We start from the raw sequence: 19,569 nt of genomic DNA, 5'->3' as shown, positions 1-19,569 counted from the left end.
GAGGCAGGCCTCGGCCCGCCTCGGGCAGGCCGGGCCTAAGCCCGGCCGTCTTTACTTACAGGTCCATCAGCAGGCGACGGGGATCTTCCAGCGCTTCCTTGACGCGCACCAGGAAGGTCACGGCGCCCTTGCCGTCGACGATGCGGTGATCGTAGCTGAGCGCCAGGTACATCATCGGGCGGATCTTGATCTCGCCATTGATGACCATCGGGCGATCCTGAATCTTGTGCATGCCGAGGATACCGGATTGCGGGGGGTTCAGGATCGGCGAGGACATCAGCGAACCGTAGACGCCGCCGTTGGAGATGGTGAAGGTACCGCCCTGCATTTCCGCCATGGAGAGCTTGCCGTCGCGGGCGCGCTTGCCCTTCTCGGCGATCGCCTTCTCAATATCGGCGAAGGACATCTGATCGGCGTCACGGATCACGGGAACCACCAGGCCCTGGGGGGTGCCGGCAGCAACGCCCATGTGGACGTAGTTCTTGTAGACGATGTCGGTGCCGTCGATTTCGGCGTTCACCTCGGGGACTTCGCGCAGCGCGTGGATGCAGGCCTTGGTGAAGAAGGACATGAAGCCCAGGCGCGCGCCGTGCTTCTTCTCGAATTCGTCCTTGTACTGTTTGCGCAGCGCCATCACCTCGGTCATGTCCACCTCGTTATAGGTGGTCAGGATCGCGGCGGTGTTCTGCGCGTCCTTCAGGCGGCGGGCGATGGTCTGGCGCAGGCGGGTCATCTTCACCCGTTCCTCGCGGGCGGCGTCATCGGCGGGAACCGGGGCGCGCGGCGCGGCGGTGGGGGCCGGTGCGGCAGCGGCGGCGACGCCGGCGGCCAGGGCCTTCTGCACGTCTTCCTTCATCACGCGGCCATCGCGGCCGGTGCCGGTGACCTGGCCAGCGGAGAGGCCGGCAGCCGCCATCGCTTTCTGCGCCGAGGGGGCATTTTCCACGTCCTTGGCACCAGAGGCGGCCGGCGCGGCCGCCGGGGCAGGCGCGGCGGCGGGGGCGGCCGCAACACCGGCGGCGGAGCCGGAGATCACCGCCAGCTTGGCGGCGGCGTCGACCGTGGTGCCCTCGGGCGCCAGGATTTCGGCCAGCACGCCAGCGGCGGGGCTGGGCACCTCGACGGAGACCTTGTCGGTCTCCAGCTCGCAGAGCATCTCGTCCTGGGCGACGCTGTCGCCGACCTTCTTGAACCAGGTGGCGACGGTGGCCTCGGTCACGGATTCACCCAGGGTGGGGACCATGACGTCGACGCTTTCGTCGCTGCCGCCGGCGGCAGGGGCTGCGGCCGGGGCCGGAGCTGCGGCGACCGGGGCGGCGGCTGCACCGGCGCCTTCGGCGATGGTGGCGAGCAGGGCATCGACGCCCACGGTCTCGCCCTCGGCGGCGACGATCTCACCCAGGGTGCCGGCGGCCGGGCTCGGCACTTCGACGGTCACCTTGTCGGTTTCCAGCTCGCAGAGCATCTCGTCGACGGCGACGGCATCGCCGGGTTTCTTGAACCAAGTGGCGACGGTGGCCTCGGTGACGGATTCGCCAAGCGTGGGGACGCGAACTTCGATAGTCATTGTTCCGTTATCCTTCGATCGTCAGCGCTTCGTTCACGAGCGCCTCTTGTTGGGCTTTGTGTTGGCTGGCCAGACCCGTGGCGGGGGAGGCCGAGGTGACGCGACCCACATAGCGCGGCCGCTGGTGCTTGGCCCCGATGCGGGTCAGCGCCCATTCGATATTGGGCTCGATGAAGGTCCAGGCACCCTGGTTCTTGGGCTCTTCCTGGCACCAGATCATCTCGGCGCCCTTGAAGCGTTCCAGCTCCTTGACCAGCGAGATCGCCGGGAAGGGATAGAACTGTTCGATCCGCAGCAGATAGACATCGTCGATACCGCGGGCGTCGCGTTCTTCCAGCAGGTCGTAATAGACCTTGCCCGAACACATCACGACGCGCTTGATCTTGTCGTCTGCCGCCAGCTTGGTGGTCGAGCTGCCCTTTTCCGCATCATCCCAGAGAACGCGGTGGAAGCTGGAGCCGGTGGTGAAATCCTCGGCCTTGCTGACCGCCAGCTTGTGGCGCAGCAGCGACTTCGGCGTCATCAGGATCAGCGGCTTGCGGAACGAGCGGTGCAGCTGCCGGCGCAGGATGTGGAAGTAGTTCGCCGGGGTCGAGCAGTTGGCGACGATCCAGTTGTCCTGACCGCAGAGCTGCAGGAAGCGTTCCAGACGGGCGGAGGAGTGCTCCGGTCCCTGGCCCTCGAACCCGTGCGGCAGCAGCACCACCAGGCCCGACATCCGCAGCCACTTGCTTTCGCCCGAGCTGATGAACTGGTCGAACATGATCTGGGCGCCGTTGGCGAAATCGCCGAACTGGGCTTCCCACAGCGTCAGCGCGTTCGGTTCGGCCAGCGAGTAGCCGTATTCGAAGCCCAGCACCGCATATTCCGACAGCATCGAGTCGATGACTTCGTAATGGGCCTGGCCCGCGCGGATGTTGTTCAGGGGATAATAGCGTTCCTCGGTGTTCTGGTTGATCAGGCCGGAATGCCGTTGCGAGAAGGTGCCGCGGGTGGAGTCCTGACCGGCCAGACGCACGCGGTAGCCTTCGGTCAGCAGCGAGCCGAAGGCCAGCGCCTCACCGGTTGCCCAGTCGAAGCCTTCGCCCTTGGCGAACATGTCCTTCTTGGATTCCAGCAGACGGCCCACGGTCTTGTGCAGCGCGAAGCCCTCGGGCACGGCGGTCAGGCCATGGCCGACCTCCTGCAGGGTGTCGGGGCTGATCGCGGTCTCGCCGCGGACGTATTCCTCGCCCTCGCGGTTCAGACCAGACCAGCGGCCATCCAGCCAGTCCGCCTTGTTGGGCTTGTAATCCTTGCCGGCCTCGAACTCTTCGTTCAGGTGGGCCTGGAAGGCGGCCTTCATGTCCTCGATCTCGCCCTCGGGGATCAGCCCGTCCTTGACCAGCGTCTCGGTATAGAGGCTGAGCGTGGTCTTGTGGGTCTTGATCTTCTTGTACATCACCGGGTTGGTGAACATCGGCTCATCGCCTTCGTTGTGACCGAAGCGGCGATAGCAGAACATGTCGATGACCACGTCCTTGTGGAACTTCTGGCGGAACTCGGTCGCGACCTTGGCGGCATGCACCACGGCCTCCGGATCGTCGCCGTTGACGTGGAAGATCGGCGCCTCGACCATCAGGGCGATGTCGGTCGGATAGGGCGAGCTGCGCGAGAAATGCGGCGCGGTGGTGAAGCCGATCTGGTTGTTGACGATGAAGTGTATGGTGCCGCCGGTGCGATGGCCGCGCAGGCCGGACAGGCCCAGCCCCTCGGCCACGACGCCCTGGCCGGCGAAGGCCGCGTCACCATGCAGCAGAACGCCCATCACCTGGGTGCGGTCGGTGTCGTTCAGCTGGTCCTGCTTGGCCCGGACCTTGCCCAGAACCACCGGGTTCACCGCCTCGAGGTGCGAGGGGTTGGCGGTCAGGCTGAGGTGGACCTTGTTGCCGTCGAATTCGCGGTCGGAGGAGGCGCCGAGGTGGTATTTCACGTCACCCGACCCGTCGACGTCGTCGGGTTTGAAGCTGCCGCCCTGGAATTCGTTGAAGATCGCCCGGTAGGGTTTGCTCATCACGTTGGCCAGCACGCTGAGCCGGCCGCGGTGCGGCATGCCGATGACGATTTCCTTCAGGCCCAGCGAGCCGCCGCGCTTGATGATCTGTTCCATCGCCGGGATCAGTGCTTCGCCGCCGTCGAGGCCGAAGCGCTTGGTGCCCATGTATTTGACGTGGAGGAATTTCTCGAAGCCCTCGGCTTCGACCATCTTGTTCAGGATCGCCTTGCGGCCTTCGCGGGTGAAGGCGATTTCCTTGCCCAGCCCTTCGATCCGCTCTTTCAGCCAGGCGGCTTCCTCGGGGTTGGAGATATGCATGTACTGCAGCGCGAAGGTGCCGCAATAGGTCCGCTTCACGATGTCGATGATCTGCCGCATCGAGGCGACCTGCAGACCCAGCACGTTGTCGATGAAGATCGGCCGGTCCATGTCGGCCTCGGTAAAGCCGTAGGTCTTCGGGTCGAGCTCGGGGTGCGGGGTTTCCTGGCGCATGCCCAGCGGATCGAGATCGGCCACCAGATGGCCGCGGATGCGATAGGCGCGGATCAGCATCAGCGCGCGGATCGAATCCAGCACCGCCCGCTTGATGGCGTCGTCGCTGACCGCGACACCGGATTCCTGGGCCTTCTTGCTGATCTTCTCGCCGGCGGCCTTCACCTCGGCGGCCGGCCATTCGCCGGTCAGCGCCGCGGTCAGTTCGTCGGTCGGCATCGGCGGCCAGTCGGTGCGGGCCCAGGACGGGCCCTTGGCTTCGGCTTTGACGTCAAGCTCGTCATCGCCGAGCTGGCGGAAGAAATCGGCCCAGGCGGCGTCGACCGCATTGGGGTCGCCGGCATATTGGGCATAGAGCTGATCGAGGTATTCCGCGTTCTGCCCCTGCATGAAGCTGGAAGCGTGGAAAAGGTCGTTTGGGGAATGCTCTGTCATGGTGCTACCTCTGAGGGGCTTGCGCGCGGATGGCGAAGGGGGCGGGGCCGACCTGATCCTGAGTGCGGGCCTGTTTCAGGGCCGGTCTGCGGACGCCGGAGCGGCGGGATCGGGGCGGAGCGAGGAGATGGCGCAGGGCCCAGGGCGGGGCGCCGGCCGGGGGCGGCAGCGCGGCGGGACGATGCGGCAGAGACCGGGAGCCGGCCTGCGGGCGCCGGCGCTGCGGGACTTCTTCGGGCTGCGGCGCTGGGGCCGGGTCGGGGGCGAGGGAGCTCATGCCGGCACCTCGCACAGATGCGCCGTTCCGGCCATGGCAAGTCTGCCTGTCCGGGAAGTCATCCGTTTGTGCGACATGTCGACTGGCATCTGCCAGGCCTCCAAGGGGTCACGCCGCCCGACGCGGGCGGCGTTCGTCAAACAGAATTCGGGCATCGGGCGGAGCGATCCGCCCGACGTCCAGAGTGTATCAGCCGATGGCTTTCAGCACGGCTTCGCCGAGGCCGGCGGGGCTGTCCGCCACCACGATCCCGGCCGATTTCATGGCTTCGATCTTGTCTTCGGCACCGCCTTTGCCGCCGGCGACGATGGCGCCTGCGTGGCCCATGCGGCGGCCCGGAGGGGCGGTACGACCGGCGATGAAGCCAGCGACCGGCTTCCAGCGGCCTTTTTTCTTCTGCTCGGCCAAGAATTCGGCGGCTTCTTCTTCCGCGGACCCGCCGATTTCGCCGATCATGATGATCGACTGGGTCTCCGGATCGTCCAGGAACATGTCCAGCACGTCGATGTGTTCGGTGCCCTTGATCGGGTCGCCGCCGATGCCGACAGCCGAGGACTGACCCAGACCGATGTCGGAGGTCTGCTTGACCGCCTCATAGGTCAGCGTGCCGGAGCGCGACACGACGCCGACCGAGCCACGCTTGTGGATGTGGCCGGGCATGATGCCGATCTTGCAGGCGCCGGGGGTGATGACACCGGGGCAGTTCGGGCCGATCAGCCGCGATTTGCTGTCCATCAGCGCGCGCTTCACCTTCATCATGTCCAGCACCGGAATGCCTTCGGTGATGCAGACGATCAGCTCCATCTCGGCGTCGATCGCCTCGAGGATCGAGTCGGCCGCGAAGGGCGGCGGAACATAGATCACGGAGGCATTGGCCTCGGTCACGGCCTTGGCTTCGTGCACCGAGTTGAAGACCGGCAGATCCAGATGGGTCTGGCCGCCCTTGCCCGGGGTGACGCCGCCGACCATCTTGGTGCCGTAGGCGATGGCCTGTTCAGAGTGGAAGGTGCCCTGCGAGCCGGTGAAGCCCTGACAGATGACCTTGGTGTTTTCGTTGACGAGGACTGCCATGTTGGCGTTCTCCTGATTTCTGGCGGCGGGGCCGCTTGTGTTCTCTACTGGTGAGGCGCCGGGGCCGGAGCCCGCTGCACCTCAAACGCTCAGCCCTTGACCGCTTTCACGATCTTCTCGGCACCGTCGGACAGGTTGTCGGCGGCGATCACGTCCAGACCGGACTCGTTGATGATCTTCTTGCCGAGTTCGACGTTGGTGCCTTCCAGACGGACGACCAGCGGAACCTGCAGGCCCACTTCCTTCACCGCGGCGATCACGCCCTCGGCGATGACGTCGCAACGCATGATGCCGCCGAAGATGTTCACCAGGATGCCCTTCACGTTCGGGTCGGAGGTGATGATCTTGAACGCCTCGGTCACCTTCTCCTTGGTGGCGCCGCCGCCGACGTCGAGGAAGTTGGCCGGTTCCGCACCGTAGAGCTTGATGATGTCCATGGTGGCCATCGCCAGGCCGGCGCCGTTCACCATGCAGCCGATCTCACCATCCAGCGCGATGTAGTTCAGATCGTATTTCGAGGCTTCCAGCTCTTTCGGGTCTTCCTCGGTGGTGTCGCGCAGCTCGGCGATATCGGGGTGGCGATAGATCGCGTTTCCGTCGAAGCCCAGCTTGGCGTCCAGCACCTTGAGGTTGCCGTCGGTCATCACGATCAGCGGGTTGATTTCCAGCATCTCCATGTCCTTCTCGACGAAGGCTTTATAGAGATTGCCCATCAGCGCCACGCATTGCTTGACCTGCGCCCCTTCGAGGCCCAGCGAGAAGGCGATGCGACGGCCGTGGAACGGCTGGTAGCCGGTGGCCGGATCGACCGAGAAGCTGAGGATTTTCTCAGGGGTGGAGGCGGCGACCTCTTCGATATCCATACCGCCTTCGGTCGAGCAGACGAAGCTGATGCGGCTGGTCTGACGGTCCACCAGCAGCGCCAGGTAGAGTTCGCTGGTGATGTCGGAGCCGTCTTCGATGTAGATGCGGTTGACTTGCTTGCCGGCCGGGCCGGTCTGATGGGTCACCAGGGTCTTGCCCAGCATCTGCTTGGCAAGCTCGGCAGCCTCTTCCACCGATTTGGCCAGGCGCACACCGCCTTTTTCACCAGCTTCGGCTTCCTTGAACTTACCCTTGCCCCGGCCGCCGGCGTGGATTTGCGCTTTGACGACCCAGAGCGGCCCGTCGAGCTCGCCTGCGGCGGTCTTGGCGTCTTCGGCTTTCAGAACGGCACGGCCGTCAGATACCGGCGCGCCGTAGCTGCGCAGAAGCGCCTTGGCTTGGTATTCATGGATGTTCATGGGTAGAATGTCCTCCCGTCGGGCTGCGATTTAGCCTGTATAGGCATGTCTGCCCCTGCCAGATAAAGGGTTTTCCGGCGGCGGAAAAGGTTTCGGCGGAAATTTTCCCATTCTGTGATCACACCCCGAAAATCTGTGATCACAAACCGGATGGCGGGGTCGGAAGCGGGTCACTTTGAAAGAATCACTCACGCGCACGTGTCTGCGTGGTCGAATGCTGCGCCGGGTGACCTGCGTCGCTGCGCTGTGGTGCGATGTCGCGTTCCGCCCGCGGGCCGGGGCCGAACGAAAACGGGCCGGCGCATCTGCACCGGCCCGTTCCGAATTCTGGTCGCGTCAGGCTTATGCCAGGCTGCCGTCGATGCCTTTGCAGGCTTCAACCAGGCCTTTGACGGCGTTGACCGATTTGTCGAACATTTCCTGCTCTTCTTTGTTGAGCTTGATGTCGACGATCTTCTCGATGCCGCCGGCGCCGATCACGGTGGGCACGCCCACATACATGTCTTTCACGCCCAGCTCGCCATCGCAGTAGGCGGCGCAGGGCAGAACGCGCTTTTGGTCTTTCAGATAGGCTTCGGCCATTTCGATGGCCGAGGTTGCCGGCGCGTAGAAGGCCGAGCCGGTTTTCAGCAGGCCGACGATCTCGGCGCCACCGTCACGGGTGCGCTGCAGGATGCTGTCCAGCTTCTCCTGCGTGGTCCAGCCCATTTCGATCAGGTCGGGCAGCGGGATACCGGCGACCGTCGAATAACGGACCGACGGCACCATGGTGTCGCCGTGGCCGCCCAGAACGAAGGCGGTGACGTCTTTCATCGACACGCCAAATTCCAGCGACAGGAAGTGGCGGAAGCGGGCGGAGTCGAGCACACCGGCCATGCCGCAGACCTTGTTCGCGGGCAGGCCCGAGAATTTCTGCAGCGCCCAGACCATCGCGTCGAGCGGGTTGGTGATGCAGATCACGAAAGCGTCGGGAGCGTGCTGGCCGATGCCTTCGCCCACGGATTTCATGACTTTCAGGTTGATGCCCAGCAGGTCGTCGCGGCTCATGCCCGGCTTGCGCGGCACACCGGCAGTGACGATGCAGACGTCGGCGCCAGCGATGTCCTCATAGGACTGGGTGCCTTTCAGCGAGGCATCGAACCCTTCGGAGGGGCCGGATTCGGCGATGTCGAGCGCCTTGCCTTCCGGCGTGCCTTCGGCAATGTCGAACAGGACGACATCGCCCAGTTCTTTCAGAGCAGCGAGGTGGGCGAGCGTACCGCCAATCTGACCTGCACCGATCAGGGCAATCTTGGGTCTGGCCATGGAACTATTCTCCGGTCGGGTTGGAATTTCCGGTTGCGTAGTGCCTTACGGGCTCAGGCGCAAGACTTGGCCGCATGCCGCCGCCGCAGTGCAGCACCGGCCGCAGCGCCGGTTCCCTGGAAAAAGTATTTGTATAACGGACTGTTAGCCATCGCCACGCCGGGCGGGGCCGGCGGGTGGATTTTCGCCGCCAGCGCCCGCGCAATGATCGCTTGCGGGCGCTGCGATGGCCGGAGCGCGACGCCGGACCGGGGCGGTGACGCAACGTGAGGTCGAACTGAGTCCTCGATTCTGATACGTGGGGGCCGCGGCTCTGCCACCGCTCCGGCGGCGGGCGCGGCACCGCTGCAGCGGGCGGCCTCAGGCCTTTTCAAACTGCCCGGGGCCCGTCATCCGCGGGTGAAATCCGGGCGTGGTCCCTGTCGTGGCGGTGGTTTGCCCGGTCTTTTGGGCGTCTTTTCTGCGGCGCGGCGATTTCCTCTTGAATTTTCCGGAAAAGAATGCCCCTTTCCCGCGCAATATTATGACCCGAGGAGAGATTCATGGACCCCCGTTCGCGCCCCTACCGTTCCGTCCTCTATATCCCCGGCTCGAAGCCGCGCGCGCTGGACAAGGCCCGTGGCCTGCCGGTGGACGCGATCATCTTCGATCTGGAAGATGCGGTCTCCGCCGATGAGAAGGAAAACGCCCGCGACACGCTGAAGCAGGCGCTGGCCGAGGGCGGCTATGGTCAGCGGGTCAAGATCGTGCGGATCAACGGGCTGGACACCCCCTGGGGCGCCGACGATGCCCGCGCGGTCTGCGATATGGATGCCGATGTGGTGCTGCTGCCCAAGGTTGGCTCTGCCGCAGATATCGACGCGCTGGCGGCGATCACCGGCGATCTGCCGGTCTGGGCGATGATGGAGACGCCGCGCGGCATGCTGAACGCGGCCGAGATCGCCGCGCATCCGCTGCTGACCGGCATGGTGATGGGCACCAACGATCTGGCGAAGGAACTGCAGACCCGGTTCCGCGCCGACCGCCTGCCGATGATGGCGGGGCTCGGCCTGTGTCTGCTGGCCGCCAAGGCTGAGGGGCTGATCATCGTCGACGGTGTCTATAACGCCTTCAAGGACGACGAGGGGCTGGCCGCCGAGTGCGCCCAGGGCCGCGACATGGGCTTTGACGGCAAGACGCTGATCCACCCGGCGCAGGTGGAGGTGACCAATGCTGCCTTCGCCCCCTCCGAGGCCGAAATCGACCTGGCGCGCCGCCAGATCACCGCTTTCGAGGAAGTCGAGGCGTCGGGGCAGGGGGTCGCGGTGGTCGACGGTAAGATCGTCGAGAACCTGCATGTTGTCACCGCCCGCGAGATTCTGGCAAAAGCCGAAGCAATCGAGGCATTGCAAGCGGGGTAAGCCGGCATGGGCTTTACACTTCTGATTCTCGGGCTGGCGCTGTGGTGGGCCGCCCATCTGTTCAAGCGGGTGGCGCCGGCGCGCCGCGCCGCCATGGGCGACGCCGGTAAGGGTGTTGTCGCGCTGCTGCTGGTGGTGGCCATCGTTCTGATGGTGATCGGCTTCCGGGCGGCGCCCTTCATTACGGTCTGGACGCCGCCGTCCTTCACCATCCACATCAACAACCTGCTGGTGCTGATCGCGATCTTCCTGCTCAGCCCGGCGGGCAAGAAGGGGCGGCTGCTGAACAAGGTGCGTCACCCGATGCTGGGCGGCGTGCACGGCTGGTCCATCGCGCACCTGCTGGTGAACGGTGATCTGGCCTCGATCGTCCTGTTCGGCGGCATCTTCCTGTGGGCGCTGGTCGAGATGAAGGTGATCAACCGGGCCGAGCCGAACTGGACCCCGGGACCGGCGGGCAGCTACGCCAAGGATGCGATGTTCTTCGTCGCCTCAATCGTGCTGATGGGCATCATCGGCTATATTCACGGCCTTCTGGGCTATCCGGTGTTTGGATCATGACCACGCTTTATCGTTTCCTGACCGAGGACGACACCTCGGCCTTCTGTCACAAGGTCAGCAAGGCGCTGGCCCAGGGCTGGGTGCTGCAGGGCGCGCCCACCTATGCTTTTGACGCGGCGCGTGGTGTGATGCGCTGCGGTCAGGCCGTCACCAAGGAGGTGGAGGTGCCCTATACCCCTGACCTGAAACTGGGAGAGCAATGATGGCCGCCAAGACCAATCCGGGCCGGTTTTTCGAAGACTACGCCGTTGGCGACGTGCTGAAACACGCGGTGCCGCGCACCGTTTCGGGGGGGGAGCGGGCGCTCTATCACGCGCTCTATCCGGCGCGGCATGCGCTCTATTCCTCGGACGCCTTCGCGCAGGACTGCGGGCTGCCGAAATCGCCGATCGACGATCTGGCCGCCTTCCACGTGGTTTTCGGCAAGACCGTTCCGGACGTGTCGCTGAACGCGGTGGCGAACCTCGGCTATGCCGAAGGCCGCTGGCTGCTGCCGGTCTATGAAGGCGATACGCTGCGGTCTGAATCCGAGGTGATCGGGCTCAAGCAGAACTCCAACGGCAAGACCGGCGTGGTCTATGTCCGCACCCGTGGCCTGAACCAGCGGGACGAGGTGGTGATGGACTATGTGCGCTGGGTGATGGTGCGCAAATCCAACCTCGACGCGCCGGCGCCGGAAACCGTTGTGCCCGAGCTGAAGAAGGTGCTGGCACCCGCCGATCTGGTGATCCCGGAGGGGCTGGATTTCAGCAACTACGATTTCGCCCTGGCGGGGGAGCCGCATCGCTGGGGGGACTACGCGGTGGGCGAGACGATCGACCACGTCGATGGTGTCACCATCGAGGAGGCCGAGCATATGCTGGCCACCCGCCTGTGGCAGAACACTGCCAAGGTGCATTTCGACCTGACCTTCCGCCCGGAAGGCCGGCTGATCTATGGCGGCCACGTGATTTCCATGGCCCGGGCGCTCAGCTTCAACGGGCTGGCCAACGCGCAGATGATCGTCGGGCTGAACGGCGGGGCGCATGCGAACCCCTGTTTCGCCGGACAGACCGTCAAGGCCTGGTCCGAAGTGCTGGACAAGGCCGAGACCGCGGCGCCCGGCGTCGGCGCGATCCGGCTTCGGTTGGTCGCCACCAAGGGCGGCACGCCGTTCGAGCTGAAGGGCGAGGACGGCAAATACAAGCCCGAGGTTCTGCTCGATCTCGATTATTGGGCGCTGATGCCGATGTAAACCTGTGGCGGCGGGGCTCAGGCCCCGCCGTTTTCCTTCAGCCAGTTGGCGATCGCCGGCCAGGCCTCTTTCAGGGTGCGCGAGCCCATGAACAGGCCGATATGGCCGCCGGGCACCAGCTTTTCGGCGATATGCTTCTTCGGCGTGCCAAGCAGATCGCGGGCGGCGAAGACCTGTTCCTTGGTTGTGATGTCGTCGGCCTCGCCGGCCAGCAGATAGGCGGGGCAGGTGACAGACTTCAGCGACAGCGTCTGCCCCAGCGCCACGAATTCCCCCTTGGCGAAGAGGTTCTGTTTGAACAGCAGGTCGATGGCCTGAAGGTAATAGACGCCGGGCAGGTCGACCGGGTTCTCATACCAGCTTTCGAAGTTCTCGGTGCGGGCGATGTAATCGGCATCGTCGACATGCTCATAAAGCGTGAGGTATTTTTCCACATACTGCTTGTCGGGATGCATGTTCTTCCAGCCCGCCAGCATGTTCTTGCCCAGCATCCGGCCGCCGCCCTGTTCGACCAGCTCCTTGTAGAAGCTGAGCGGCAGGCTGTGGGCCATCTCGCGGATCGGGCCCGCGCCGGCATTGGTGTCGATGGGGGAGCCGGCCAGCACCAGGCTCGCCACCTTGTCGGGGAAGCGGCTGGCGTACATCGACGACATCCAGCCGCCCTGGCACAGGCCGACCAGATTCACCCGGCCGCCGAGGTCATCCACCACGACGTTGATCTCGGCCAGGTATTTGTCGATGTCGAAATCGCGCATCTCCGGCGTGGCGGATTTCCATTCGGTCACCAGCACCCGGCCGATGCCGTTGTCGAGCAGGGTTTTCACCAGGCTCTGGCCGATGCCGAAATCGGCGATGGTGGAGCTGTGGCCGGCAAAGGGCGCATCGACCAGAACCGGCACGCCCCCGGCGCCGGGGGCAGAGAAATCCCGCAGCCGCATGGTGTCCAGATCCAGCCGGATTTCATTCGCCGTCGCCCAGGTCGGTTCCGGCGGATGATCGACCTTCTCGGCCAGGCTGACGAACTTCATGTTGCGGCGAAACAGATCCAGCCCGGCCTCGCCCAGTTCTATGCCGGCCGCCATGGGCCAGAAGAACGGCACGCTCAACTCTTCTCTCAGGTGATCTGACTCCGGGCTCTTGTCTGTCTGGGTCATCGCAGGTCCTTTCTGACGCTTCGCCCCCCTTGTCGTCAGATTTGGACGGGAACGGGCCGGTTGCAAGCCTGCCGTCGCGCCGCCGGCCAACCCCGGCCGATGGGGTCGCGTAGGCGAGAGACTCAGCCCCGGGGTTCCGTCGCGGCGCGTCAGGTAAAGGTGCGAGTTTTGTGATCACGCGCCCGTTTCATGTGATCACATCTGCGAATATTCTGTCTCAGCACCTCAAAAACCGTGGATTTTGATCTGGCCTGAGCGTGACAGTTGCGCGAAAACAAGTACAAACGGCGCAGCCAACCGGAAAGGAGCCAACATGGCCGATGTCAATCGGGGCAATCGCCCGCTTTCGCCATTCATGCTGGGCAAGTATTACAGGTTTCAGCTCAATTCCGTAACCTCGATCCTGAACCGGATCACCGGCAATGCGATGCTCGTCGCGGCGCTGCTGATCGTCTGGTGGTTCCTCGCCGCCGCAACGGCGCCGGAATATTTCGCCGTGGTGGACTGGATCGTCACCAGCTTCATCGGCGATCTGGTGATGTTCCTGTCTCTCTGGGGGATCTGGTATCACCTGCTGGCCGGCATCCGGCACCTGATCTGGGAAAACGGCGTCGGGCTGGACATGTCCACCTCCGACAAGATGGGCTGGGCCGCGATCATCGGTTCCGTCCTGCTGACCCTTATCACTGTCGCGGTTATCTGAGGAGACCCCCATGCGTTACCTGACGGACCGCAAGCGCGTTGACGGGCTGGGCACCGCAAAGTCCGGCGTTCATCATTTCTGGGCGATGAAGGTCAGCTCCATCGCCCTGATCGTGCTGATCCCGCTGTTCATCTTCACCTTTGGCTCCGTGCTCGGATCGCCCTATGAGGTGGTGCTCGACTATTATTCGCGTCCGTTCCCGGCGATTGTCGCGGCGCTGACGCTGGTGGTGGGCTTCCGCCACTTCCACATGGGCGCGCAGATGGCCATCGAGGACTATGTGCACGGCTGGAAACAGCGCGGGCTGATCATCGCCGTGATGTGCCTGAGCTATGCCGCGATGGCGGTTGGGGTCTTCTCCATCGCCCGCATCGCGCTCTAACCCCGAACGGGAGACTACAAGCAATGGCTGCTTACGAATACGAGACGCATAATTATGACGTCGTGGTTGTCGGTGCCGGCGGCGCGGGGCTCCGTGCCACGCTGGGCATGGCAGAACAGGGTCTCAGGACCGCCTGTGTGACCAAGGTTTTCCCGACCCGTTCGCATACCGTCGCCGCGCAGGGGGGCATCGCCGCCTCGCTGTCGAACATGGGCCCGGACAACTGGCAGTGGCACATGTATGACACCGTCAAGGGGTCCGACTGGCTGGGCGACACCGACGCGATGGAATATCTGGCTCGCTCCGCCCCCGCGGCGGTCTATGAGCTGGAACACTACGGCGTGCCCTTCAGCCGTACCGAAGAGGGCAAGATCTACCAGCGGCCCTTCGGCGGCCACACCACCGAATTCGGCGAAGGCCCGCCCGTGCAGCGCACCTGCGCCGCGGCCGACCGTACCGGCCACGCCATCCTGCACACGCTCTACGGCCAGTCGCTGAAGCAGAAGGCCGAGTTCTACATCGAGTATTTCGCGATCGACCTGATCATGTCCGAAGACGGGCAGTGTCAGGGCGTGGTCTGCTGGAAGCTCGACGACGGCACCATGCACGTGTTCAACGCCAAGATGGTGGTTCTGGCCACCGGCGGTTACGGGCGTGCCTATTTCTCCGCCACCTCGGCGCATACCTGCACCGGCGACGGCGGCGGCATGGTGGCCCGGGCCGGTCTGGCGCTGCAGGACATGGAGTTCGTCCAGTTCCACCCCACCGGCATCTACGGCTCCGGCTGTCTGATCACCGAAGGGGCGCGCGGCGAGGGCGGCTATCTGACCAACTCCGAAGGCGAACGCTTCATGGAGCGGTACGCGCCGACCTATAAGGACCTGGCCTCCCGCGATGTGGTGTCGCGCTGCATGACCATCGAGATCCGCGAAGGCCGCGGTGTCGGCGAGCATGGCGATCACATCCACCTGAACCTGAGCCACCTGCCGAAAGAGGCGCTGGCCGAACGGCTGCCGGGGATTTCGGAATCGGCGCGTATCTTCGCCGGTGTCGACGTCACCAAGGAGCCGATCCCGGTGCTGCCGACCGTGCACTACAACATGGGTGGTATTCCGACCAACTATTGGGGCGAGGCGCTGAACCCGACCGCCGACGATCCCGATGCCATCGTGCCCGGTCTGATGGCCGTGGGCGAGGCTGGCTGTGCCTCGGTGCACGGTGCCAACCGTCTCGGCTCCAACTCGCTGATCGACCTCGTGGTCTTTGGCCGCGCCGCCGCTATCCGCGCCGGTGAGGTGGTCGATCCCGAGGCGCCGAACCCGGTGCTGAACCAGGCGTCGGTCGACAAGGCCTTCGAGCGCTTCGACAGCCTGCGCTATGCCAAGGGCAATATCGCCACCGCCGAGCTGCGGCTTGAGCTGCAGAAGACCATGCAGGCCGATGCCGCCGTCTTCCGCACCGACAAGACGCTGGCCGAAGGGGTGGAGCGGGTCAAGGCCGTGGCCGCGAAGATGGACGATGTCCATGTGACCGACCGCTCGCTGATCTGGAACTCCGACCTGATGGAGACGCTGGAGCTGACCAACCTGATGCCCAACGCTCTGGCCACCATCGTCGGCGCCGAGGCGCGCAAGGAATCCCGCGGGGCGCATGCCCACGAGGATTACCCCGATCGCGACGATGCCGAATGGCGCAAGCACTCGATCATGCATGTCGAGGGCAACCAAGTCGATCTGACTTTCCGTCCGGTGCACCTTGACCCGCTGACCAAGCACGAAGACGGTGGCATCGACCTGAAGAAGATCGCGCCGAAGAAGCGGGTCTACTGATCGGCCATGGCGCGTCTGATGTGCATCGCCACGCACCACAAGGGCGGCACCGTTTGGATCAAACGGGTCGTCCGGGCGCTGAGCCATGCCATCGACGTGCCCTGGATCGGGCTGTGGTCCGATCGCCAGCTGGCCAAGGTCCCGGAAGAGGGCCGCGCGTTCCTGTGCAACTGGAACGGGCGGTTTCCTCGGGCGATCTGGGACCGGTCGGATGTGGCGTTTCTGCACCTGGTCCGCGACCCGCGGGATATCCTTCTGTCGGGCTGCGGCTATCACTTGAGCGCTCCGGTCAAGGGCGAGAAGTTTCTGCATCAGCCGCGCGCCGATCTGGGCGGGGCGACCTATCAGGAACATCTGAACGCCCTGGCCGATCCGGCGGAGCGTCTGCTGTTCGAGATGGAGAACAAGCACGCCGAGACGCTGGCAGAGATGCGGGCCTGGCCCTGGGGCGATCCCCGCGCGACCGAGCTGCGCTATGAGGCGCTGATGGCGGATCGCGACGGGACGCTTTTCGGCCGGGCGCTGACGGCGCTGGGGCTGAAAGGGGCGGAGCTGGCCGCCGGGCTGAAGGCCTTCTGGGACAACAGCCTGTTCGGCGGCCTGTCCCGGGCGGAGGCCCGGACCGGCCGGCTGGAGAGCCACATCGCCTCGGCCGGCCGTCTGCAGCGCTGGCGGCGCGAGCTGCCCCGCGCGGTGGGCGAGATTTATGCAGACCGGTTCGGCGCGGATCTGATCGCGCTGGGCTATGAGAAAGACACCAGCTGGGTCGAGACCCTGCCAGTACCCCCGGCAGCCGCCTAACCAGCAGCAACCTTTACGAGGCGCTCTCCGATGGAGGCGCCGCAGACCGAAGCAGGAGAGACGACATGGTCCAACTGACGCTTCCCAAGAACAGCCGGATCACCACCGGCAAGACCTGGCCGAAACCGGAAGGGGCCACCAACCTGCGGACCTTCAAGATCTACCGCTGGGACCCCGATACCGGTGAGAATCCCCGTGTCGATACCTATTTCCTCGACATGGACAAATGCGGGCCGATGGTTCTGGACGCGCTCATCAAGATCAAGAATGAGATCGACCCGACCCTGACCTTCCGCCGCTCCTGCCGCGAGGGGATCTGCGGGTCCTGCGCCATGAACATCGACGGTCACAACACGCTGGCCTGTATCTTCGGTCTGGACGAGATCAAGAAATCGGTGGTGTCGATCTACCCGCTGCCGCATATGCCGGTGGTCAAGGACCTGATCCCCGACCTGACCCATTTCTATGCGCAGCATGCCTCGATCATGCCCTGGCTGGAAACCAAGACCAACCGGCCTGCCAAGGAATGGCGCCAGTCGATCGAGGACCGCAAGAAGCTCGACGGTCTGTATGAGTGCGTGATGTGCGCCTCCTGCTCGACCTCCTGCCCGTCCTACTGGTGGAATGGCGATCGGTACCTGGGCCCGGCCGCGCTGCTGCATGCGTATCGCTGGATCATCGACAGCCGCGATGAGGCCACCGGCGAACGCCTGGACGGTCTGGAAGACCCGTTCAAGCTTTATCGCTGCCACACCATCATGAACTGCACCCGCACCTGCCCGAAAGGCCTGAACCCGGCCAAGGCGATTGCGGAAATCAAGAAGATGATGGTCGAACGCGCGGTCTGACCTGACCCCTCGTCATGCTCTTGTCAGCGCCCCGGGCCCGGTTAGGGCCCGGGGCGTTTGCGTTTCGACACATCTTCGATGCTGCAATGCAGAAAACGCATGGCGAGGTTGCGGATTTTCCGGGGTGTTTCTGATCAGTGTAACGCTTAGGTAACCGCGCAGGGAGGCACTGACCTGTAACGGAGTGTCCGATGGAACGTCGCACTGAAAACACCAAGGTCTCCGCCGAGGCCGCCCTGCATATCCTGGAAGAAGCCTGGGCCTATTACACGCCGCAGCAACTGCCGGCGGAAGCAGAGCATGTGGCCGATCAGGAAGAGATCTTCCACTACCACAACGCGGCCTGATCTGGCTGCGGGTGCAGGGGCGGGGACGGCAGGACAATGGTTTTTCTCCTTCCCCTTCTGCTGCTCGCTCTGGTCGCCTATTTCACTTGGCGGCATTTCACCTCATCGCTGACCCGAGATTGCCGGTGGCGCCTGGATCGCGCCAGCGGCGTCTGGCGTTGTCCGGCCTGTGGCGGGGAACTGCCCGCCGGAGACGGAAAGATGCCGCGCATCTGCGTCCGGGGTCGCGGCTAGGGTTTTGATCATATTCGGTTTTCTCTGGTTTTTCAGGGAAATCCGGCCCCGAAACGGGGATTTTCGCTCCCCTCGCGAAAAAAGTGAGTCCGAGGCAGAAATTTGTCTTGATCGACTCGCAAAACGATACGATATGCGCGCTCAAGACGCCAACGCACGCGCCTCTGGCGAGAGGGGCAAGGTCCCCTGCGGTTACGTAGCGACGGTAACGTCTCCCTGGAAGTGAGCGGTCTGCGCCGGGAAACCGGAATGGCCGGGTCTGTTGGAGATGACCAATGAACGCATACGTAACCGGTTTTCCGGTCGCGCACGACGTGCGCCCGCAATCCCGCATCGAAACCTTTATCCGTTCGACCCAGTTCGACCGTCCGACCCTGGTCCTGGACGTCGATCGCGTGGCCGATCAGTATCACGCGCTGAAAGCCGGCCTGGGCCGCGCGCGGATCCATTACGCCGTGAAGGCCAACCCCGCCCGTGAGATCGTGGAGCGCCTGGTCAACCTCGGCTCCGGCTTCGACGCCGCCTCCCGCGCCGAGATCGAGCTGTGCCTGTCGCTGGGCGCGCACCCGGAGAATATCTCCTTCGGCAACACCGTGAAGAAACCGCGCGATATCGAATTCGCTTGGCACGCCGGTGTCACCCTCTTTGCCGCCGATGCGGAGGAAGAGCTGGAGAAAATTGCCGAATTCGCACCGGATTCGCGGGTCTACATCCGCCTGATCGTCGATGCCTCGGAAGCCGATTGGCCGCTGAGCCGCAAGTTCGGCTGCGCCCGGGACAAGGTCATCGCGCTGATGGATTACGCCGTCGCGCTGGGGCTGACCCCGGCGGGCCTGTCGTTCCATGTCGGCAGCCAGACCAAACGCGCCGAGATGTGGACCGCCACGCTGGATCAGATCGCCGCTGTCTGGCAGGCCGCCCATGCGGCCGGTCACGAGCTGGAGTTGCTGAACATCGGCGGCGGTTTCCCGGCCTATTACGGCGAGGAAATCGAGGGCCCGACCTCCTATGCCGCCCGGGTGATGGAGCTGATCGCGGAGCGTTTCGGCGATGTGCCGCACATCATGGCAGAGCCGGGCCGCGGCCTGGTCGCCGAGGCCGGCATGATCGCCGCCGAGGTGCTGCTGGTGTCGCGCAAGTCGGACAACGACCTGCATCGCTGGGTCTATCTGGACATCGGCAAGTTCTCCGGCTTGGCGGAAACCATGGATGAGGCGATCCGCTATCAGTTCGTGACCGATCGTGATCACGAGGCGATGGGCGCCTGCATCCTGGCCGGGCCGTCCTGCGACAGCGCCGACGTGCTTTATGAAAAGCGCCCGGTCGAGCTGCCGCTGGGCCTGAAGTCCGGCGACCGCATCCTGATCCGGAACTGCGGCGCCTATACCTCGACCTATGCCAGCGTGGGCTTCAACGGCTTTCCGCCGCTGGATGTGATCGCGATCTGATCGCGTCTCCACGCAGAAGCAGCAATGCCCGGTCCTCCCTCGGCCGGGCGTTGTCGCATTCGGGGGAGGGGGGGGGGGGGGGCCCCCCCCCCCCCCGGGCGCCCCCCCCCCGCGGGGGGGGGGGGCGCCGGCGCCCCGGGGGGGGGGGGGGGGGGCGGGCGGG

General features: G+C 64.6%; 17 protein-coding genes. 11 read left to right on the top strand and 6 right to left on the bottom strand.

Features of this window, described 5'->3' with window-relative positions; translation table 11 throughout:
- Window positions 1–55 precede the first annotated feature (55 nt).
- The 5 genes from odhB to mdh all read right to left on the bottom strand — a co-directional run bounded on the left by odhB (window position 56) and on the right by mdh (window position 8,465).
- Window positions 56–1,567, bottom strand: a complete 1,512-nt coding sequence (gene odhB, locus QO033_RS04600; RefSeq protein ID WP_284479766.1) for a 2-oxoglutarate dehydrogenase complex dihydrolipoyllysine-residue succinyltransferase — start codon at window positions 1,565–1,567, stop codon at window positions 56–58.
- Window positions 1,568–1,574: 7 nt separating this feature from the next.
- A complete protein-coding gene (locus tag QO033_RS04595) occupies window positions 1,575–4,529 on the bottom strand; it encodes a 2-oxoglutarate dehydrogenase E1 component (protein WP_284479765.1) in 2,955 nt (984 codons plus the stop codon).
- A 466-nt stretch (window positions 4,530–4,995) separates the two neighbouring features.
- On the bottom strand, window positions 4,996–5,877 hold the full coding sequence (sucD, locus tag QO033_RS04590; RefSeq protein ID WP_284479764.1) for a succinate--CoA ligase subunit alpha: 882 nt from the start codon (window positions 5,875–5,877) through the stop codon (window positions 4,996–4,998).
- 89 nt (window positions 5,878–5,966) lie between these two features.
- Window positions 5,967–7,160 carry an ADP-forming succinate--CoA ligase subunit beta gene (gene sucC / locus QO033_RS04585; RefSeq protein WP_284479763.1) on the bottom strand — a complete coding sequence of 398 codons (1,194 nt, stop codon included), beginning with the start codon at window positions 7,158–7,160 and terminating at the stop codon, window positions 5,967–5,969.
- 342 nt (window positions 7,161–7,502) lie between these two features.
- The gene (mdh, locus tag QO033_RS04580; RefSeq protein WP_284479762.1) at window positions 7,503–8,465 is read right to left on the bottom strand and encodes a malate dehydrogenase; all 963 of its coding nucleotides are present in this window, start codon (window positions 8,463–8,465) and stop codon (window positions 7,503–7,505) included.
- A gap of 542 nt (window positions 8,466–9,007) precedes the next feature.
- On the opposite strand from mdh, the gene QO033_RS04575 reads away from it, so the two are divergent.
- The 4 genes from QO033_RS04575 to QO033_RS04560 are packed head-to-tail and all read left to right on the top strand — an operon-like array spanning window position 9,008 to window position 11,660.
- Window positions 9,008–9,865 (top strand): HpcH/HpaI aldolase/citrate lyase family protein, encoded by an 858-nt coding sequence (locus QO033_RS04575; protein ID WP_284479761.1) that lies wholly within the window; start codon window positions 9,008–9,010, stop codon window positions 9,863–9,865.
- Between the two features lie 6 nt (window positions 9,866–9,871).
- Window positions 9,872–10,426: an NnrU family protein gene (locus QO033_RS04570; protein WP_284479760.1), complete on the top strand. Its 555-nt coding sequence runs from the start codon at window positions 9,872–9,874 to the stop codon at window positions 10,424–10,426.
- Window positions 10,423–10,629, top strand: a complete 207-nt coding sequence (locus QO033_RS04565; RefSeq protein ID WP_284479759.1) for a DUF1737 domain-containing protein — start codon at window positions 10,423–10,425, stop codon at window positions 10,627–10,629. Before QO033_RS04570 ends, QO033_RS04565 begins: the two co-directional genes overlap by 4 nt.
- Window positions 10,629–11,660 carry a MaoC family dehydratase gene (locus QO033_RS04560; protein ID WP_284479758.1) on the top strand — a complete coding sequence of 344 codons (1,032 nt, stop codon included), beginning with the start codon at window positions 10,629–10,631 and terminating at the stop codon, window positions 11,658–11,660. The genes QO033_RS04565 and QO033_RS04560 overlap by 1 nt, the downstream gene beginning before the upstream one ends.
- Window positions 11,661–11,677: 17 nt before the next feature.
- On the opposite strand, the gene QO033_RS04555 is transcribed toward QO033_RS04560, so the two are convergent.
- Entirely contained in the window at window positions 11,678–12,814 is a 1,137-nt protein-coding gene (locus QO033_RS04555) for an alpha/beta fold hydrolase (RefSeq protein WP_284479757.1), read from the bottom strand.
- Window positions 12,815–13,127: 313 nt separating this feature from the next.
- Between QO033_RS04555 and sdhC the strand changes: the two genes are divergently transcribed.
- From sdhC to QO033_RS04520, 7 genes are all read left to right on the top strand, one after another.
- Entirely contained in the window at window positions 13,128–13,517 is a 390-nt protein-coding gene (sdhC, locus tag QO033_RS04550) for a succinate dehydrogenase, cytochrome b556 subunit (RefSeq protein WP_284479756.1), read from the top strand.
- A 10-nt stretch (window positions 13,518–13,527) separates the two neighbouring features.
- Window positions 13,528–13,899 (top strand): succinate dehydrogenase, hydrophobic membrane anchor protein, encoded by a 372-nt coding sequence (sdhD, locus tag QO033_RS04545; RefSeq protein WP_284479755.1) that lies wholly within the window; start codon window positions 13,528–13,530, stop codon window positions 13,897–13,899.
- Between the two features lie 23 nt (window positions 13,900–13,922).
- Entirely contained in the window at window positions 13,923–15,728 is a 1,806-nt protein-coding gene (gene sdhA, locus QO033_RS04540; RefSeq protein WP_284479754.1) for a succinate dehydrogenase flavoprotein subunit, read from the top strand.
- A 6-nt stretch (window positions 15,729–15,734) separates the two neighbouring features.
- Window positions 15,735–16,529 carry a hypothetical protein gene (locus tag QO033_RS04535; RefSeq protein ID WP_284479753.1) on the top strand — a complete coding sequence of 265 codons (795 nt, stop codon included), beginning with the start codon at window positions 15,735–15,737 and terminating at the stop codon, window positions 16,527–16,529.
- 65 nt (window positions 16,530–16,594) lie between these two features.
- The gene (locus tag QO033_RS04530) at window positions 16,595–17,377 is read left to right on the top strand and encodes a succinate dehydrogenase iron-sulfur subunit (protein ID WP_284479752.1); all 783 of its coding nucleotides are present in this window, start codon (window positions 16,595–16,597) and stop codon (window positions 17,375–17,377) included.
- A gap of 191 nt (window positions 17,378–17,568) precedes the next feature.
- Window positions 17,569–17,724: a hypothetical protein gene (locus tag QO033_RS04525; protein WP_284479751.1), complete on the top strand. Its 156-nt coding sequence runs from the start codon at window positions 17,569–17,571 to the stop codon at window positions 17,722–17,724.
- 509 nt (window positions 17,725–18,233) lie between these two features.
- On the top strand, window positions 18,234–19,406 hold the full coding sequence (locus QO033_RS04520; RefSeq protein ID WP_284479750.1) for a type III PLP-dependent enzyme: 1,173 nt from the start codon (window positions 18,234–18,236) through the stop codon (window positions 19,404–19,406).
- Window positions 19,407–19,569: the final 163 nt, after the last annotated feature.

The organism is Pseudodonghicola flavimaris (genome assembly GCF_030164425.1).
GTDB lineage: Bacteria > Pseudomonadota > Alphaproteobacteria > Rhodobacterales > Rhodobacteraceae > Pseudodonghicola > Pseudodonghicola flavimaris.
The sequence above is the reverse complement of the archived record's forward strand: the minus strand, read 5'-3'. Positions and strand labels throughout refer to the sequence as shown.

Coding starts and splice junctions, on each gene's coding strand:
- odhB (WP_284479766.1), bottom strand. CDS start 1,567: ATGACTATCGAAGTTCGCGTCCCCACGCTTGGCGAATCCGTCACCGAG.
- QO033_RS04595 (WP_284479765.1), bottom strand. CDS start 4,529: ATGACAGAGCATTCCCCAAACGACCTTTTCCACGCTTCCAGCTTCATG.
- sucD (WP_284479764.1), bottom strand. CDS start 5,877: ATGGCAGTCCTCGTCAACGAAAACACCAAGGTCATCTGTCAGGGCTTC.
- sucC (WP_284479763.1), bottom strand. CDS start 7,160: ATGAACATCCATGAATACCAAGCCAAGGCGCTTCTGCGCAGCTACGGC.
- mdh (WP_284479762.1), bottom strand. CDS start 8,465: ATGGCCAGACCCAAGATTGCCCTGATCGGTGCAGGTCAGATTGGCGGT.
- QO033_RS04575 (WP_284479761.1), top strand. CDS start 9,008: ATGGACCCCCGTTCGCGCCCCTACCGTTCCGTCCTCTATATCCCCGGC.
- QO033_RS04570 (WP_284479760.1), top strand. CDS start 9,872: ATGGGCTTTACACTTCTGATTCTCGGGCTGGCGCTGTGGTGGGCCGCC.
- QO033_RS04565 (WP_284479759.1), top strand. CDS start 10,423: ATGACCACGCTTTATCGTTTCCTGACCGAGGACGACACCTCGGCCTTC.
- QO033_RS04560 (WP_284479758.1), top strand. CDS start 10,629: ATGGCCGCCAAGACCAATCCGGGCCGGTTTTTCGAAGACTACGCCGTT.
- QO033_RS04555 (WP_284479757.1), bottom strand. CDS start 12,814: ATGACCCAGACAGACAAGAGCCCGGAGTCAGATCACCTGAGAGAAGAG.
- sdhC (WP_284479756.1), top strand. CDS start 13,128: ATGGCCGATGTCAATCGGGGCAATCGCCCGCTTTCGCCATTCATGCTG.
- sdhD (WP_284479755.1), top strand. CDS start 13,528: ATGCGTTACCTGACGGACCGCAAGCGCGTTGACGGGCTGGGCACCGCA.
- sdhA (WP_284479754.1), top strand. CDS start 13,923: ATGGCTGCTTACGAATACGAGACGCATAATTATGACGTCGTGGTTGTC.
- QO033_RS04535 (WP_284479753.1), top strand. CDS start 15,735: ATGGCGCGTCTGATGTGCATCGCCACGCACCACAAGGGCGGCACCGTT.
- QO033_RS04530 (WP_284479752.1), top strand. CDS start 16,595: ATGGTCCAACTGACGCTTCCCAAGAACAGCCGGATCACCACCGGCAAG.
- QO033_RS04525 (WP_284479751.1), top strand. CDS start 17,569: ATGGAACGTCGCACTGAAAACACCAAGGTCTCCGCCGAGGCCGCCCTG.
- QO033_RS04520 (WP_284479750.1), top strand. CDS start 18,234: ATGAACGCATACGTAACCGGTTTTCCGGTCGCGCACGACGTGCGCCCG.